The sequence below is a fragment of the Canibacter zhoujuaniae genome, from assembly GCF_011752015.1.
Lineage (GTDB): Bacteria > Actinomycetota > Actinomycetes > Actinomycetales > Microbacteriaceae > Canibacter > Canibacter zhoujuaniae.
Genome location: NZ_JAAIKA010000001.1, coordinates 758444 through 775707 on the forward strand (window position 1 = coordinate 758444; position 17264 = coordinate 775707).

15 protein-coding genes are annotated in these 17264 nt (G+C 55.6%); 2 read left to right on the forward strand and 13 right to left on the reverse strand.

Annotated elements, in window-relative coordinates; translation table 11 throughout:
- Positions 1-4: 4 nt before the first annotated feature.
- Entirely contained in the window at positions 5-619 is a 615-nt protein-coding gene (locus tag HCQ99_RS03500) for a class II aldolase/adducin family protein (RefSeq protein WP_166985767.1), read from the reverse strand.
- 41 nt (positions 620-660) lie between these two features.
- On the opposite strand from HCQ99_RS03500, the gene HCQ99_RS03505 reads away from it, so the two are divergent.
- Both HCQ99_RS03505 and HCQ99_RS03510 read left to right on the forward strand, forming a co-directional pair.
- Positions 661-1896: a MalY/PatB family protein gene (locus HCQ99_RS03505; RefSeq protein WP_166985771.1), complete on the forward strand. Its 1236-nt coding sequence runs from the start codon at positions 661-663 to the stop codon at positions 1894-1896.
- A 1-nt stretch (position 1897) separates the two neighbouring features.
- Positions 1898-3580: an FAD-binding dehydrogenase gene (locus tag HCQ99_RS03510; protein WP_166985774.1), complete on the forward strand. Its 1683-nt coding sequence runs from the start codon at positions 1898-1900 to the stop codon at positions 3578-3580.
- Positions 3581-3662: 82 nt separating this feature from the next.
- On the opposite strand, the gene HCQ99_RS03515 is transcribed toward HCQ99_RS03510, so the two are convergent.
- The 12 genes from HCQ99_RS03515 to ftsH form a co-directional block, all read right to left on the reverse strand.
- A complete protein-coding gene (locus tag HCQ99_RS03515; protein WP_166985777.1) occupies positions 3663-6179 on the reverse strand; it encodes an ATP-dependent Clp protease ATP-binding subunit in 2517 nt (838 codons plus the stop codon).
- Positions 6180-6269: 90 nt separating this feature from the next.
- Positions 6270-7745 (reverse strand): cardiolipin synthase, encoded by a 1476-nt coding sequence (gene cls / locus HCQ99_RS03520; protein ID WP_166985780.1) that lies wholly within the window; start codon positions 7743-7745, stop codon positions 6270-6272.
- 3 nt (positions 7746-7748) lie between these two features.
- The gene (locus HCQ99_RS03525; RefSeq protein ID WP_166985783.1) at positions 7749-7919 is read right to left on the reverse strand and encodes a hypothetical protein; all 171 of its coding nucleotides are present in this window, start codon (positions 7917-7919) and stop codon (positions 7749-7751) included.
- A 10-nt stretch (positions 7920-7929) separates the two neighbouring features.
- Positions 7930-9471 (reverse strand): lysine--tRNA ligase, encoded by a 1542-nt coding sequence (gene lysS / locus HCQ99_RS03530; RefSeq protein ID WP_166985785.1) that lies wholly within the window; start codon positions 9469-9471, stop codon positions 7930-7932.
- Positions 9472-9602: 131 nt separating this feature from the next.
- The gene (locus HCQ99_RS03535) at positions 9603-10304 is read right to left on the reverse strand and encodes an NAD(P)-binding domain-containing protein (RefSeq protein ID WP_166985788.1); all 702 of its coding nucleotides are present in this window, start codon (positions 10302-10304) and stop codon (positions 9603-9605) included.
- Positions 10294-11835, reverse strand: coding sequence for a PH domain-containing protein (locus HCQ99_RS03540; protein ID WP_166985791.1), 1542 nt, complete (start codon positions 11833-11835; stop codon positions 10294-10296). Before HCQ99_RS03540 ends, HCQ99_RS03535 begins: the two co-directional genes overlap by 11 nt.
- A gap of 6 nt (positions 11836-11841) precedes the next feature.
- The gene (locus tag HCQ99_RS03545) at positions 11842-12429 is read right to left on the reverse strand and encodes a PH domain-containing protein (protein WP_243854778.1); all 588 of its coding nucleotides are present in this window, start codon (positions 12427-12429) and stop codon (positions 11842-11844) included.
- Positions 12430-12490: 61 nt separating this feature from the next.
- Entirely contained in the window at positions 12491-13024 is a 534-nt protein-coding gene (locus tag HCQ99_RS03550) for a DUF3180 domain-containing protein (RefSeq protein ID WP_166985794.1), read from the reverse strand.
- Positions 13011-13538 carry a 2-amino-4-hydroxy-6-hydroxymethyldihydropteridine diphosphokinase gene (folK, locus tag HCQ99_RS03555; protein WP_166985797.1) on the reverse strand — a complete coding sequence of 176 codons (528 nt, stop codon included), beginning with the start codon at positions 13536-13538 and terminating at the stop codon, positions 13011-13013. The genes HCQ99_RS03550 and folK overlap by 14 nt, the downstream gene beginning before the upstream one ends.
- Positions 13526-14749, reverse strand: a complete 1224-nt coding sequence (gene folP, locus HCQ99_RS03560; protein ID WP_208317154.1) for a dihydropteroate synthase — start codon at positions 14747-14749, stop codon at positions 13526-13528. The genes folK and folP overlap by 13 nt, the downstream gene beginning before the upstream one ends.
- Positions 14746-15324 carry a GTP cyclohydrolase I gene (gene folE, locus HCQ99_RS03565; RefSeq protein WP_166985800.1) on the reverse strand — a complete coding sequence of 193 codons (579 nt, stop codon included), beginning with the start codon at positions 15322-15324 and terminating at the stop codon, positions 14746-14748. Before folE ends, folP begins: the two co-directional genes overlap by 4 nt.
- A gap of 5 nt (positions 15325-15329) precedes the next feature.
- The gene (gene ftsH / locus HCQ99_RS03570) at positions 15330-17264 is read right to left on the reverse strand and encodes an ATP-dependent zinc metalloprotease FtsH (protein ID WP_166986573.1); all 1935 of its coding nucleotides are present in this window, start codon (positions 17262-17264) and stop codon (positions 15330-15332) included.

Sequence of the window (17264 nt, forward strand, 5' to 3'; positions counted from 1 at the left end):
CTATTTATGCGTGATGCGCAGCTGCGCCATCGGGGAACACCGTTTCGCTATCTTGCAACTGGAGTGCGTTAAAAGACATTCGCGCAGCCCCCTCTAAATTGAGAGCACGCCGGTAGGCCATCTCAACGGTGTCCGCAACAACCGAACACCCGTGATGCTTCATAATTACGCAGTTTTTAGTTTCCAGTTCGGCAGCTGCCGTTTCGGCCAGCGCGTCAGACCCATTCGGGTAAAACTCTGTCACACCTATCTCACCCGCATAAAACGCGTGATCGAGTGTTAAAAGACGGATTTTGTGCCCCAGTGTTGGCAGCAGCGTCGCGTATTCCGGATGCAGATGGAGCACGCATTTAACATCTGGCCGTCTCTTATAGACCTCGCGGTGTAAGCGCCACTCACTCGACGGGGTGACACCTCTAAGATGCTCACCCGTCAAATTCATTGTCGCAAAATCAGCGCGGGAGAGCCGGTCAAACCAGACTCCCGAGCCTGTTATCGCAAAGGTGTCATCGCTCAGCCGCACAGAAAAATTACCGGCGGAGGCCAACACAAGCCCCCGCCTAGCTGCGTCAGCGCCCACAGCGATGAGTTCATCTAAGAGGGTCTCGTCGTGCTTCATGATGCTCAATTATCTCGCACACTCATGGCAGAATTAAAGACATGAGCAACGGAGGTCAAGTGTCGTATCCAAATTCAAATGCGCCAGAACCCAGCGGAACAGCTTGGGATGAGCTCACCTCCCCACTGCTGCACACACGTTATGACAACGCAAAATACCAGATGGTTGACAGCGATGTGCTGCCGTTCTGGATTGCTGAAATGGATTTTCCGCCAGCGCAAGAGATTCGCGATGCGTGGACGGATGCAATTGCGAGCGGCAGTATCGGCTACGTGCACGAAAGCCTGCGCCTGCGCGAGGGGTTCGCGACCTTCGCCAAGCGACGCTGGGGTTGGGATCTTAAGTTAGAGCAGATGCATGCGACCCGAGACGTTTACCAGGCTGTGCGCGATGCTCTGCATTTATTTTTACCGGAAAATGGCGGGCATATCGCCCTGCACACCCCAAACTATAACGGTTTTGCAGTGATGTTTTCAGCGCTCCCGCAGGCCAAAGTCAGCCAGCTCGAATTGCAGCAGACGATAGCGATAAGTGACGGCCGTCAAACCATCTCGATTGACATTGATTATGCGGCTCTTGAAGAGTATTTCCGCACTGCAAGCGTAGACGTCTTTGTGCTCTGCAACCCGCACAATCCGTTCGGCCGCGTGTGGAGCGCAGCTGAATTGGAACGCCTGGCACAGCTGTGTGCAAAATACCGCGTTGCAGTTGTTTCTGACGAGATCCACGCCCCGCTGACACACCGAGATGCGACATTTATCCCGTTCGCGCCCATCGCTGCGAAACACGGTGTGCCCTGTTTCGTCACAACATCAGCTAGTAAAAGTTGGAACATCCCGGGCACAAAGTGCGCGCTCCTTATCGCCGCTGGCACAGCTGAAACCGCGATCCTCGCAGACTTTCCAACACCTATCAACGCTGGATTTGATCGCTTTGGCTATCTCGGTAACCTTGCAGCTTTTACAGCAGGCGAAGCCTGGCTTGAGCGCGCTATTGAGCGAATCGAGGCCAACCAGATACTGCTGCGCGAAACTCTCGATCCTGCCATTCCAGTCTCAACACCTAACGCCAGCTATCTGGCATGGCTAGATTTAAGAAATCTTGGTCTGGGAGATTCCCCCACCCAAACACTCCTCTCGCAGCAGCGCATTAAACTCGCCGACGGCGATGTCTACGGGCGCGGCGGGCAGGGATTTGCACGCTTTAATGTCGGGTGCGCCCCAGAAATGGTGATAGAGGGCGCACGCAGGATAAATACTGCTATCGGAAGGAACTAATATGGCGCACGACGTAGATGCGATTGTGATCGGCGCGGGTCTTTCAGGCCTCGTCGCTGCCAGAGAGATGTTTCTTGGCGGGAAGCAAACTCTAGTTCTTGATCAGGAGTCTGACCAAAATCTTGGCGGGCAGGCGTGGTGGTCATTTGGCGGCCTCTTTTTAGTGGACTCGCCGGAGCAGCGCCGGCTCGGGGTGAAAGATTCTTTTGCCCTCGCTTGGCAGGATTGGAAGGGCTCTGCTGCGTGGGATCGGCTTGCTGGGAAGCATCCGGAAGACGAATGGGCAGCAAAATGGGGCCGCGCCTATGTTGAGTGGGCTGCAGGCGAGAAGCGGTCATGGTTGGATCAGGTGGGAATTAAGCTGACCCCCGTCGTTGGATGGGCTGAGCGTGGAGATTTAAGCGCCACCGGACACGGCAACTCAGTGCCCCGCTTTCACGTGCCATGGGGCACCGGCACAGGTGTTGTCGGCCCGTTTATTGACGCACTGCACGAAGCCGTCGCAGCTGGGAAAACTGAGGTGCGCTACCGGCACAGGGTCGAAGAAATAATCGTTGAAGATGGCAGGGTGGCAGGCGTGCGTGGCAGCGTGCTCGCAGCTGATAACGGGGCCCGCGGTGAGGCCTCAAATAACACCGTGGTAGACGATTTTGAACTGCGCGCCGCAAATGTTATTGTCGCCTCTGGCGGTATCGGCGGAAACCACGAACTCATCCGTAAATACTGGCCAGAACGCTTAGGAAAGCCACCGCGCAAAATGCTCACCGGTGTTCCTGAGTATGTTGACGGGCGCATGCTTGATGTTGCTGCAGCTGCTGGCTCCCGGCTGGTTAACCGTGACCGCATGTGGCACTACACCGAGGGTGTCAAAAACTGGGATCCCGTCTGGCCCGGGCACGCAATTCGGATACTGCCCGGCCCTTCTCCTCTGTGGTTGGACGCACTCGGGCGGCGTCTACCGGCGCCCGGTTTACCGGGACACGACACTTTGAGCACTCTGCGCATGTTGCGCACTGATCCTGCTATTGCCGACTACGACCACAGCTGGTTTATTGTTTCAAGCACAGTGGCGGCAAAAGAGTTTGCCTTAAGCGGCAGTGAACAAAACCCTGACATCACAAACCATGATCGTAAACTGCTGCTCAAAACTCGTTTAGGGAAGGGTGTCCCTGCGCCGGTGCAGGCATTTATTGATTGGAGCGAAGATTGGGTTAGCGCTGATACTGTGCCCGAGCTGGTGGCGAAGATGAATGCGCTAACCGATGAAGATTTACTTGATGCAGACAGCGTGCACCGGGTAATCGGGGCGCGGGATAATGAATTTGTCAACCCCTTCGCGAAAGACGCGCAGGCGATGAGCGTGCACAATTCACGCCGCTACATCGGAGACAAGCTATCGCGCACAACAAAACCGCACCGGCTGCTTGATCCAGAACACGGCCCGCTTATCGCAATAAAAATGTATATGATAACTCGGAAGTCGCTGGGTGGCATCCAAACCGACCTGCACTCACGCGCACTCGACAGCTCAGGCAGTGTGATCCCCGGGCTCTACGCCGTTGGCGAGGCTGCCGGATTCGGTGGCGGCGGCGTGCACGGATACAACGCACTAGAGGGCACTTTCCTCGGTGGTTGCCTGTTTAGCGGCCGAGCCGCAGGCCGCGCTGTTGTAGCAGACGGGTAGCTAGATAATCACAAAACGGGGCGCGAGCTGCTTCCAGAAGATGGAAAGCAGCTCGCGCCCCGCTCTAAACGCAGTACTACCCCTACTGCTCCTGCCCGTTCTGCGCGATCGCTGCTGCGGCATCCGCCGCTGCCTGGCCGGCATCAACCTGCTGGCCCTCAATCTCGAAGACAAACTCACCGTCGACAAAATCAACCTTCAAGAGGCTGTTATCGGTAATCTCACCGGCAATAATCTTCTCTGAGATCGGATCTTCTATCATCCGCTGCACAGTGCGACGCAGCGGACGCGCGCCCATCGCAGGGTCATAGCCAACTTCAGCCAGACGTTCGCGGGCTGCGTCAGTAACCTCCAGACCAATCTCACGGTCGAGCAGTCGCTCGCGCAGGTGTCGTATAAAGATGCCAACAACCTGCAGGAGTTCGTCCTTCTTCAGCTGCGGGAACACGATGGTCTCATCGACACGGTTCAAGAACTCAGGCTTGAAGTGCTGTTTCAGCTCTTCGTTTACCTTAGCGCGCATTGCTTCATAGCCGGCCTCGGTGTCTGCTCCCATTGAGAAACCGACCGGGCCGCCCGCAATGCCCTTTGAGCCGAGATTGGTGGTCATGATGATTACAGTGTTCTTGAAGTCAACTTCGCGCCCCTGACCGTCTGTCAGACGCCCCTCTTCGAGTATCTGCAACAGCGTGTTGAAAATATCCGGGTGCGCTTTCTCAACTTCGTCGAACAGAATGACTGAGAACGGCTTGCGACGCACTTTCTCGGTCAGCTGCCCACCCTCTTCATAGCCAACGAATCCTGGTGCTGCGCCAAACAGACGTGACACAGTGTGCTTCTCACCGTACTCTGACATATCGAGAGAAATGAGTGAGTCTTCGTCGTCAAACAGGAATTCAGCAAGCGCCTTAGCAAGCTCGGTTTTACCAACACCTGTGGGGCCAGCGAAAATGAATGAGCCTGAGGGGCGCTTCGGATCTTTCAAACCAGCTCGCTGGCGGCGAATCGTGCGAGAAAGCGCTGAAATTGCTTCGTTTTGGCCGATCACGCGTTCGTGCAGAGCATCCTCCATAAAACGCAGCCGAGCTGTTTCTTCCGCGGTCAGCTTAAAGACTGGAATGCCCGTTGCATTAGCCAGCACCTCAGCGATCACGCTCTCAGTTACGACACCAAACTCGCCGCCGTTGCCCGCCCGCAATTCTTTTTCAAGCTGCAGGCGTTTACCGGTAAGCTGTTTTTCTTCGTCACGTTTTGTTGCGGCGAGGTCGTAATCCTGATCCTCAATAGCCTTTTCTTTGGCGGCGCGAGCGAGTTTAATCTGCTCTTCGAGCTCTTGTAACTCAGGCGGATTTGACAGTGCGCTCAGGCGCAACCGAGCCCCGGCCTCATCAATAAGGTCAATAGCTTTGTCCGGCAGGAAGCGATCCTGAATATAGCGAGCTGACATGTTTACAGCAGCTTCGATTGCCTCATCGGTGATCTTAACTTTGTGGAATTCCTCGTACTGCTTGCGCAGCCCCTTCAGAATGTTAATAGCGTGCGCCGGAGTTGGCTCATTCACCATTACCGATTGGAAGCGACGCTCTAAGGCGGCATCCTTCTCAAAGTGCTTGCGGAACTCGTCAAGTGTTGTCGCACCAATAGTCTGCAGCTCGCCGCGTGCAAGCATTGGCTTCAGAATATTTGCTGCGTCAATCGCCCCCTCTGCCGCCCCCGCGCCAACCAGGGTGTGAATCTCATCAATAAAGATAATGATGTCGCCGCGGGTCCGGATCTCCTTCATCACCTTTTTCAAGCGTTCTTCAAAGTCACCGCGGTATCGACTACCGGCGATCAGAGAGCCGAGATCGAGCACATACAGCTTCTTATTTTTCAGAGTCTCCGGCACGCTGCCGCTCACAATAGCCTGCGCAAGACCCTCAATAACTGCGGTCTTACCGACCCCCGGTTCACCAATTAATACCGGGTTGTTCTTAGTGCGACGCGACAGAATCTGCATCACACGCTCAACCTCTTTTTCCCGCCCAACTACAGGGTCGAGCTTGCCGTCACGCGCAGCCTGTGTCAGGTTGGTGCCAAATTTATCGAGAACCTGAGAGCCCTTTTCTTTGGCAGCATCAGACTCCCCGCCACCGACAGCCACTGGCTCTCGGCCGCTATCTTGATTGCCAGACAGCAGTTGGATCACGGTCTGCCGCGCACGGTTTAAGTCTGCGCCGAGTTTTACCAGCACCTGGGCTGCAACGCCCTCACCCTCACGCAACAAGCCCAGCAGCATATGCTCGGTGCCAATATAGTTGTGGCCGAGCTGGAGAGCTTCGCGCAGGCTGAGCTCGAGCACCTTCTTTGCACGCGGAGTGAACGGGATGTGCCCTGACGGCGTTTGAGACCCCTTACCGATCATCTCAGTCACCTGTTCCCGCACGGCCTCGAGCGAAATCTCGAGCTGCTCGAGAGCCTTCGCGGCTACACCGCCGCCCTCATGAATCAGGCCGAGCAGGATGTGCTCAGTGCCGATGTAGTTATGATTAAGCAGTTTTGCCTCTTCCTGGGCAAGCACAATCACACGGCGCGCACGGTCTGTAAATCTCTCAAACATAGTTTCCTCCGTTTATCTGGTTACCACGATACGGGGGTTTAGCTTGAAATTGGGCGGTGTTCGCCGAGGGCTTACGTGAGCTGAAAATTACTACTGTAAAGAGCTAGTGAGACGGGCAACATTGTCAGCAAGCTGCGCGAAAATATTGCGCTTATTCCACTCTTCAAGGGTGAGCTCGCGAGAGTGCTCACGATAGTAGTCGTTCACACCGTCAAGTTCTGTCACAAAATCAGCTCCGTGCACCACAAGAGAAATTTCAAAGTTCAAGTTAAAGGAGCGCTGATCCATATTTGAGGATCCGATAACCGCGACATCATCATCAACCGTGAAATGTTTTGCGTGCAGGATAAAGGGCGGCCGGAACATGAAGATGCGCACATTCGCTTCTAACAGCTCCTCATAGTAAGAGCGCTGCGCATGGTAGACAACCGGTTGATCACCAATCTCTGAAACGAACAGCTCAACCTCAACACCCCGCGCAGTGGCAGCTTTAATGGCTGCCATAAGCGCACCATCCGGCACAAAATACGGGCTGGTGATGCTAATCCGGCGTCTGGCAGTGTACAGCAGCGCAACAAACACCTGCAGGTTGTTTTCTGTTGCATAACCAGGGCCAGACGGCAGCAGCTGTGTTTCTAAGCGAGATTCTTGGTGCACAACAGGAAACTCGTCGGTCGCAAAATCAAGCAGCTCCCCGCTCTCGGCGTACCAGTCTTTTAGAAACATCATGTCTAAGGCGAGCACAGTAGGCCCCTCAACGCGCACCATCAGATCTTTCCAGTGCAGACCACGCCAGCGGTTTTTAAGTTTGTTGTAGCTTGAGTCAATGAGGTTTTGCGAGCCCATAAAACCAATGCAGCCGTCAACGGTAAGCAGCTTGCGGTGGTTGCGCAGGTCTGGGCGCTGATACTGCAGCCGCCAGGGCCTGAGCGGCAGCATGTAATAGAGTTCAGCGCCAATCTCATGCAGCTGTCTGCGGGTGCGCAACATGCCCGGGTTCATGATTGCAGCGACGTGGTCAATTAGTACTCGCACTTTCACGCCTCGCGCTGTTGCGCGGCGGAGGGCAGAAAAAACCGGTTCAGTTGTGCTGTCGCTAACGAGAATATAAAACTCAACGTTAACGTGCGACTGAGCTAGATCTATCGCATCAGCCATCTGTTGAATCGACTCTTTGTAGTCGTAGTGCAAAGAGGCCTTATTGCCGCCGAGCATCGGGAATGCACCAAGCGCGCGGCCGATCCGCACCGCGTTCTCAAGCCCCTCCGAACGCGGCTCTGGGGGCAGCGGGAAACTCGCCACAGCTGCGTCGGTAATCGCCGCCTGCAATTTTTCGTGAATAAAGTCGTGTCGTGCACGACGGATCGCCGGCAAACGCCTGCTGCCGATGACGGCAAAAAGCAGAGCGCCCGGAATCGGGAGCGCAAAAATAAACAGCAGCCAGGCAGTGCCGGATGAGGGGCGACGATTTCGCGGCACAATAAAAAGCGCAAGAATACGAATAATCGTATCGATGACGACAACAAAAAGCGGCAACTGTTCCAGTAGTTGCAAGAGCAGACGCATAAACTACTCTTTCGGGGGCAGCCCCGCCTTTGCCCGCTCTTCAGCCTCAATTTGCTTATAAACTCGGCGCTCAGTGCGATCTGCGCGCAAAACAGCACGCAAGATAATCCAGAGCACCAGACCCGCAAAAATTGTCGGAATCAGCGACCAAACAGCGTTACTCAACCAGTCCATACCTGCCACCCTACTTTACAAGCGGGAAGAGAATTGTTTCACGAATACCAAGACCCGTCAGCGCCATCAACAGACGATCCATGCCCATACCCATGCCACCGGCGGGCGGCATACCGTGCTCCATTGCGCGCAAGAACTCCTCATCAACGCGCATCGCCTCATCATCGCCTGCAGCACCCATTTTTGCCTGCTCGACAAAACGCTCCCGTTGCACAACAGGATCGGCAAGCTCTGAGTATCCGGTCGCCAACTCAAAACCGCGCACATAAAGATCCCACTTTTCGACAACACCCTCAATCGAGCGATGATGCCTGGTCAGCGGGCTTGTTTCTACTGGGAAGTCCATGACGAAAGTTGGCCTGTCGAGACCGTCTTTTACAAAGTGTTCCCACAGCTCTTCAACCAGCTTGCCGTGATTCGGAAGCTTCACCTCCACACCCTCCTTATCGGCGATTGCCTTAAGGTCAGCTACTGAGGTTTGCGGTGTAATCTTCACGCCGCAGGCTTCTGAGAGGGTGTCGTACATTGAGATTCGATCCCAGTTGCCGCCAAGATCAAAGAGCGTACCGTCTGCCCACTTCACAACATGCGTGCCCTCGCGGTCTGTGCCCTCATTAACCGCAAGCGCAGCATTTTGAATCAGCTCTTGAGTGAGGTCGGCGATGCCGTTGTAGTCGGTGTATGCCTGGTAAGACTCAAGCATCGCAAACTCAGGTGAGTGGGTTGAGTCGGCTCCTTCATTGCGGAAGTTGCGGTTGATTTCAAAAACTCTTTCCAAACCACCAACTAGCGCACGTTTTAGGTAGAGCTCCGGCGCGATACGCAGATACAGCTCAGTGTCAAAAGCGTTTGAGTGAGTGACGAAAGGCCTAGCTGAGGCGCCACCATGCATTGTCTGCAGCATTGGGGTCTCAACCTCTACGAAGTCTTTCTCGGCGAAGGTTTTGCGCAAGCTCGCCATTGTTTTAGCGCGCGTCAGCACGTTTACACGCGCCTGCTCACGCACGATCAGATCAAGGTAGCGCTGCCGCACACGGGTTTCCTCGTTGAGGTCTTCGTTAAAGGCGTTTGGGAGCGGCGCAAGAGCCTTCGAAGCAATCTGCCAGTCAGCGACCATAACCGACAGCTCGCCGCGCCGACTGGAGATAACCTCACCTTTAACAAAGAGGTGATCACCCAGATCGACGAGCGCCTTGAAGTCTGCGAGTAGCTCTTCGCCCAATTCTGCTTGGCTAAACATTGCCTGAATACGGGTGCCGTCACCCGCCTGCAGCGCAGCAAAGCAAAGTTTGCCGGTGTTACGCTGAAACACAACCCGGCCTGCGATACCTACAACCTCGCCAGATTTTTGATCCGGGCTTTCTGTCAGATGCTCCCACTTAGTGCGCACATTGCGGATTGTGTCTGTTACCGGCACTGTTACCGGATATGCACCACCTGCGAGGTCACCTGCAGCAATCAATTTTTCACGTTTTGCCATGCGCACAGCTTTTTGCTCGTGCACGTTCTGTTCGACACCCGATTCTGCTGCCTGCGACCGCTGCTCACCCATGTGTGGCAATCCTCCATTTGATAAAAATCTTTACCCGCCAATCTTAGCGCTTCCAGCTGTTTTCTAGCCTTGAAATCACAGCGTAGAAAAGCGGTGTGCCGAGCATTACAGCACGCAAGAGCAGACAAATATTATTCAGCCGAATACTGTTCCGCTACTCGCAGGGCTTCTGCGACAGCTGCGTTTGCAACTCCGGCAACTATGCGCTCGGGCATTGCAGCTCCGAGTTCGCGCAATCCGCTCACAGTTTGTTTCACAATTGCTGCGCTCATTTCACGGGCGGCGTCGAGCATGTCGGCGTATGCCGGGCGATCCGCATCAGATATCACAACCGGCTCACCGCCCATTTCAACTGCGAGCGCCTGCCCAATAGGGAGCACTATATCGGGCGCAGTAACTGCAATTGTAGATTCGCTCAGGCGCGCTAAATCGAGGCTCGTGCCGGTGAAAACCAGGGCCGGATGCAGCGCAAGCGGGATGGCTCCGACGGCCGTTGCGGGATTAAAAACTGAGTAGCCATGCTCTGGTGCGGTGTGCACGAGAAGCTGACCCGGCTGCCAAATTTTTGCCGTGGTAAGACCGGCAACTAACTGGGGCAGCTCGTGCCCGGGAATCGCGAAAAGCACCAACTGGGAGTCGCGCACAACAACATCCAGGGGCCTAACCGGCACACCTGGAAGCATTGATTCAACCCGCTCACGGGCGGCGTCGTCACTTGCTGTAATCGCAGTAATCTCATGCCCCGCGCCGGCTAGCGCGCGCGCAAGCACCGGGCCGACCTTGCCGCTCCCGACAACGCCAACAGCCAACCGTCCCGGCTTTTTATTCGGCACTCATACTCTCCCGTTTAATTGCTCCGACAATTTCGCTATTCACTCTCGTGAATGCTTCTTTCGCCGCAGCAATATCGAGAGCGCGCACAGTGTTCTTATTTACCGCACCAGTGCAGTGCACCGTTACCGCAGCGAGCCCAAACAGTCTGTGCCCGAAGCTGCTGGCTACCGTTATCCCCTGCGCTAGCTCGAGTTTAATTAAGCTTGTCTGCCGCGGGGCGATGCCGCCGCGCAGCGCCAGAAGCGGTGTTTTATCTTTCTCAGAAAAGATAAGCTCAGCACCCTCTCGTTTTGGAGACCACAACAAGAGTGGGAAGGCCTTCCGCTCGGCTTTATAGTTAAGTGGCTCAAGCTTCGCAAACTGCGCAACACGGGCAAGCTCTGTTTCTGTTACTCGACCCGGCAGAATCCAGGACACCAGCTGCTGCACTTGGGAGGCCGAAGCCGTTGGCATTACCTCATAAGACCGGCCAGCACCGACTGTTTGAAAACCTGAAGTGTAAATCCGCACTTTGTACCAGCCGGGAATTCGCCACAGCAACGGCTGGCTAACCGCAACAGTGTGCACACGATCCAACTTCACCGATTCTGACTTTGTCGTGGTCAGACCTGAGCGCATCCTTAGCTCGCGCTCCTGCACCTGAACTGCGGTATTCCACTGCTTATTCAACGCTCCTATTAACTGCGCGCCGAAAACAAACAGCATCGGCACCACAACAGGTATTAAGAGCAGAAGCGAATCACCTTTATCTTTGATGAAAAACCCAAGCACAATTGACCCACCGGTCAACGTAAGCACGATAATAATAAGCGGCAGCTTCAGGAGATAGCCCAAAATTAAACGCCCGGTATCCTGTTTTAATGCTTCGCCGTCAAGATCTTGGTCAATAACGTCTTTGGCGCGATCCGCAAGCAGCGAAGATTGTGTCTCTGCCACACCTGCGTCCTCGGCTTCCTGCACGGCGGCAGCAACATCGCTATCGGAAACGATGTCTTTTTCTACCAGTAACAGCAAGAGATCCCGTCGCAGCTCAACAGCCTCAGCGTGCGCTAAATACTGCAACTGCATATCTCCTGCGGCTGTGCCGATGCGCAGAGCTGTCAGCCCGAATACGCGAGCCAAAAAAGGCCGCTCTAAGTCAACAGCCTGAATCCGGTTGAGCGTTGTTTCTTTGCGCCCGCGAAAGATCACACCCGTGCGAAGCTCAATCGTGTTCTCGGTGATCCGGAACTTAGTGAACCGCCAACTCAGCCACGAAAAAAATGCGATCAGCAGCAAAACCGCGAGAACACCGCCGGTAATAATCAACCAACCCAGCTGCGCATGACTGGCAAACTGCAGGGCATCATCAACCGGGTCGCCGCCCTCGACTGCATAATCGTCAACTCCGAGCACTTTATAAAGATTGTTTAAAATCAGGTCTCGCATGTTTGCTAGCAACAACCCAATAACAATCAGCAGCGTGAAACCGGCACGCAAAATAGGTGACAGCGGATGCAGCTTCCGCCAGTCGTGAGTCATCTCAGCCATTTATGCTTAAACCCCGCTGCGTCGAGATTCAGCTACGCTAATCAGCTCATCACGCAAGCGATCAGCATCTTCAGCTGACAGTCCGGGCAGCACCTGTGTGCCACTGGCTGCCGCAGTTAAAAACTTTAGTGACGCTAAGCCGAGCTTACGCTGCAGCGGCCCCTGGCTGATATCCACCAGCTGCAAGCGCCCGTAAGGCACCGCACTGGTGCGCTGAAAGAGGAGGCCGCGCCGAAACACAAAATCATCCTGACGCATCACCCACCCCATTGTGCGCACCCGCCTAAAGGCAAGGGCGGCGTTACAGAGAAACAACCCCGCGATAACTAGCGCCATATATCTAGCCCACGCAGGGATCCACTCGAAAAAACCACCGAGCCCGTGCTCCGCGTCAATTATGGGCAGCACGAACACGAGAGCAAAAAGGAGAACAGGAATTAAATTGCCCACCAAATCGACCCACGCGTAGCGTGCATCAAGACGATTCCAAACACCGCGCTCATAGGGCCAGTCATCCTTCGGGCCGAGTGGTTTCACCGCAGAGCCAGTTGTTTCAAACGCCCGAATTTCGGGATCTTCTGGCATCGCATCCATAAATGTCTCCCTCAGTTTACGACTACCCGACCCATTATAGTAAGCAGCAAAATGCGTCAGCTCAGAGCTTCGCTTCACTGGATAATGACTCGGGAACAACATCGGGCAGTGTATCCGGATCCGCATCACGCCCGCTGTCTCCATCGTCTGAGCCCGGCGGCACTTTGCACATCCGCTCTACCAGCGGTGCAATAACCCAGAGCAGCGCTCCTGTTAGCAGCAGCGCCACCATCGGCAGCCACAGCTCGGCAGCCGTTTCAGCCAAGCGCGGCGCCACCCAAATAAAGAGACCGAGCCCGAAACCAGTCCAGAATGCCCCGAGAATCTGCCCTGCGCGACTCGCCGCCAATAGCCGAACTGCCACAAACGGATCGGGCCGTTTCTCCCGCTCTAACAGACGCTTCCGCAGCTGCAACCCCGTGATCAGCAGCACCACTGCGACAGCCACTAACAGCACCGCCAGCAGATAGCTCGGTGAGAGCAGGGGATGCCCGAAGTTGGTGCGCAGTTGCTGCGCGAGGTAGCCGGCTGCTACGGCAAACACTGCTGTTAAAAATCCCCACCGCAGCGGTAGCGTCTGGTTATACACGCTCACCACCCGCGCTTTCATTTTCTGTGTAGGGCAGCGTTGTATCGCCGATCCGCTCGAGCAGATCCGCCACACGTCCGTGCCTGAGCAGCACCGCATTCGGATCGAGCGCGAGCCACGGCGACAGCACAAAGTCCCGCTCGTGTGCGTGTGGATGCGGCAGGGTGAGTTCCGGGGTGCGCTGCACCAGACCGGCATAGCTAATCACATCAATATCTAGTGTGCGATCTCCCCACCGGGTTGTGCGGGTGCGGCCGTATTTTGTTTCCACCTGCTGCACAAGTCGCAGTAGCGCCAGGGGCTCTAAGGTGGTGACAGCCTGCGCCACCCCGTTTAAGTAGCGCGGCGCTTCCGGGTCGGGGCCGTGCTCAGTAAGCGCGATTGTTTCGCGCAAGGGGCTAGAGTCAAACTCATGAATCTCGGGGTGCGCGGCCAGTTCAGCCTGCGCAGCACGAATTGCACCAGCACGATCGCCGAGATTGGCACCGAAGGCCAGCAAAATAGGCGCTATCTGTCGCACTGCTCCCCCGTTTTTTCTCTGCTTACGGTGATGCTCACATCGGTAAAATTCTTGCGGATCGGCGCTTCGGGTTTGTGCACAGTGATCTCTGCCGCCGCTACACCAGTGAATTGCAGTGCCACATGAACGAGACGGTCAGCAAGGGTCTCGATCAAATCTACCGGCGCGGTGGCTGCTGCTTTATGCAGAGCCTCTGCCAAATCTCCATAGTGCACAGTGTTTTGCAGACTGTCTGCCGCATCGCCGGCAAGCTTCTCGAGGGTGACCGTTGCGTCTATCAAGAATTTTTGCCCTTTTTCGCGCTCGAAGTCGAAAACTCCGTGATGGGCAAAAACTTCAAGACCGGTCAGCGTTATACGGTCTGCGACCGGTGCTTTATGCTGCGTAACAGCCGCAGAAATACCAGCAGGCAGACCTGCTTTTACAGCGTGCAGTTTCTGCGCAACTTTCACGGTATCGCTCGAAGCTTTAACATTGTGCACGCGCACACCCCACACACCCGCAGCAGCACAGTGCATGGATACTGCTGCGGTTGCTACATCTCGCGCATCTGGCGGCGCACCGTGCAAGAGGTCTGCGAGCATTCGCTTGCGGCTTGCTCCGATTAACAGCGGGGCGTTCAATACTTTAAACTCTTGCAGGCGGCTTAAAATTTCCCAACACTGTTCGGTGTTTTTATCGAATCCGAGGCCCGGATCTAACACGATCCGTTCTGGCGCAATACCCGCAGTGATCGCGTCAGCTACGCGATCCGCAAGATCCGCAATAACATCTGTAACCACATCACGATACTGATCTCGATACTCGGTTGCGCTTGGAAAACCTCGCCAGTGCCCCGCAATATAGTGTGCTGCGCTGTCGGCTACCACTCGTAAAATTTTCGGATCGTGTAAACCACCGGAAACATCGTTAATGTACTGCACACCCGCAGCAATCGCGCGCTGTGCAGTTGCTGCGTGCACGGTATCGACAGACACGGTGATACCGAGCGACACCAGTGTTTTTACAACGTCAGCGATCCGCTCCCATTCTGTATCTGGGTCGACACGCACTGAACCGGGCCGGGTGCTCTCACCCCCGACGTCAATAATCTCGGCTCCGGCCGCTACCATCTCGCGCGCCCGTGCAACAGCGGTGGCAGTATCGACATAACTACCGCCATCACTAAAGCTGTCCGGGGTGAGGTTTAGCACCCCCATAATAAGTGTCATGGCTCACTCCTGCGCAGTTGTTCGAGCGCGATTAGTCGCTGCGCTGGCTCATCTAAAACGCCACGCGACACGGTCGTCACAGCGGTTGCCTGTGTTTCGCGCGGGCCGCGCGCCGAAACACAGCCGTGCCGGGCTTCTATAAACACCAGCACGCCGCGGGCGTCAAGCCCCATCATCACTCCGTCAGCAATCTCCGCTGTGATGCGCTCCTGCATTTGCAGACGCAGCGCGACGGTCTGCACGAGACGCGAGAAGGCACCAAAACCGGCAACCTTACTGCCTGGCACATAGGCAATATCGATACTGCCACTAAAAGGCAGCAGATGATGCTCGCACAGGCTCGTGAACTGCAGGCCTTTGAGCGCCACTATTTCATCTTTGGCAGCAACCTGCTCCAGTTGCATTGCGTTATCGAAAACAGCGGCTGCGTCGCGGTTTTTCCCTGAAACAAATTCGGCTAGAGTGTCAGCGACCCTGGCTGGCGTGCCACTCAATCTGGCTGATGTCGGATCCTCACCAAGGGCGCGCAACAGCTGCGCAACAGCTGCAGCTGCGGCCCTATGATCCACAGTCATTTCGATTACTCTGTTTCTGATTCTTCGTCGCCGTCTGCCTGCGCCTCTGAGATCTCAGCAACCGGCACATCGGTTATAGCAGCACTGGGTATCGCAATCGGGGGTTGCGTTGAAACCGGACGGTCCGCGCTTGACAGCCAGGTTGGGCGCGGCGCAAGCTTCTCGACATCTTTGAAGATCTCAGCGATCTGGTTGTGGTCGAGAGTTTCTTTTTCTAGCAGTTCAGCAGCAAGCCGATCGAGGATGTGGCGGTTCTTAGTGAGCACCTCATAGGCCTCGTTGTGCGCCTGCTCAATAATTTCACGCACCTCTTCGTCGATACGCTGAGCTACCTGCCCAGAGTATTTTGGTGCGCCACCTCCGGCTGCCCCCATAAACGGTGACACGTCTGCATCGCCGAATTTGATAGGACCGAGCGTCGCTGACATACCGTAATCGGTAACCATGCGGCGCGCTGTTGCGGTTGCTTTGTCGATATCGTTTCCCGCACCGGTTGTTGGATCGTGGAAAACAAGCTCTTCGGCAACGCGCCCACCAAGCGCGTAAGCGATCTGGTCGAGCAGCTCATTACGGCTGACAGAAACCTTGTCGTCGAGCGGCACAACCAGGGTGTATCCGAGCGCCCGCCCGCGCGGCAGAATTGTGATTTTTGTGACGGGGTCGGTGTGGTTGAGACCGGCCGCCACCAGCGCGTGACCGCCCTCATGATATGCGGTCACCAGGCGCTCGTGATCTTTCATAATGCGCGTGCGACGCTGCGGGCCCGCCATCACACGGTCAATTGCCTCATCTAAGGCGCGATTATCGATTAGTTGCGCGTTAGAGCGTGCGGTGAGCAGAGCTGCCTCGTTCAGGACGTTTGCCAAATCAGCTCCCGTGTAGCCGGGAGTTTTGCGGGCAACCGCTTCTAGATCAACGCTTGGAGCAAGCGGCTTCCCCTTCGCATGCACCTCAAGAATTGCTTTACGCCCCTTTAGGGATGGTGCGTCAACACCGATCTGACGGTCAAAGCGGCCGGGGCGCAGCAGCGCTGGATCGAGGGTGTCGGCACGGTTGGTAGCCGCGATCACAATAACGTTAACTTTCGGGTCGAAACCGTCCATCTCGACAAGGAGCTGGTTCAGCGTCTGCTCACGTTCGTCGTGGCCGCCACCCATGCCGTGCCCGCGGCGCTGGCCAACAGCGTCGATTTCGTCAACGAAAATAATCGCAGGCGCGTTTGCTTTCGCTTCTTTAAAAAGGTCGCGCACGCGACTAGCGCCAACGCCGACGAACATTTCAACGAAATCTGAGCCTGAAATGGAGTAGAAAGGCACCCCTGCTTCACCCGCTACCGCTCGTGCAAGCAGCGTCTTACCTGTGCCCGGAGGCCCGTAGAGCAGCACTCCCTTTGGCACGCGCGCACCGACTGCTTGGAAGCGTGCGGCGTCCTGCAGGAAGTCTTTGATTTCCTCAAGTTCTTCAACGGCCTCTTCAGCGCCGGCCACATCTGTAAAGCGCACCTGCGGGGTTTCTTTCGAGGCAAGTCGGGCGCGAGATTTGCCGAATTGGGCCATTCGACCGCCGCCACCAGCAGCATTCATGAAGAACCAGAATAAGAGCCCCAGCATCAAAAGCGGGAACAGAAGCTGCAGGATCGTCCACAGTGCGCTTGGGCGAGCTACTGAGTCGGTGAATTCTTCATCGATGTTCGCGCTGTTTACCGCTGCGATAACGTCAGGCTGACGGCCGTCGACGTAGAGGAAGTGGACGCTGGTAGCACCGGTTTTTTCTTCGGGTCGTGTAAGCTCCAGATTTACTTTTTGCTCACCGTCAACTATTTCAACTTTTTTTAGTTCTGCGTCTGCTAATAGGGAGAGCCCCTGCTCGGTGCTAATGCGCGGATTATTGCCAGCTGTCAGCATATTTAAACCGATTAGGGTAATCAGCACCGCGACCAT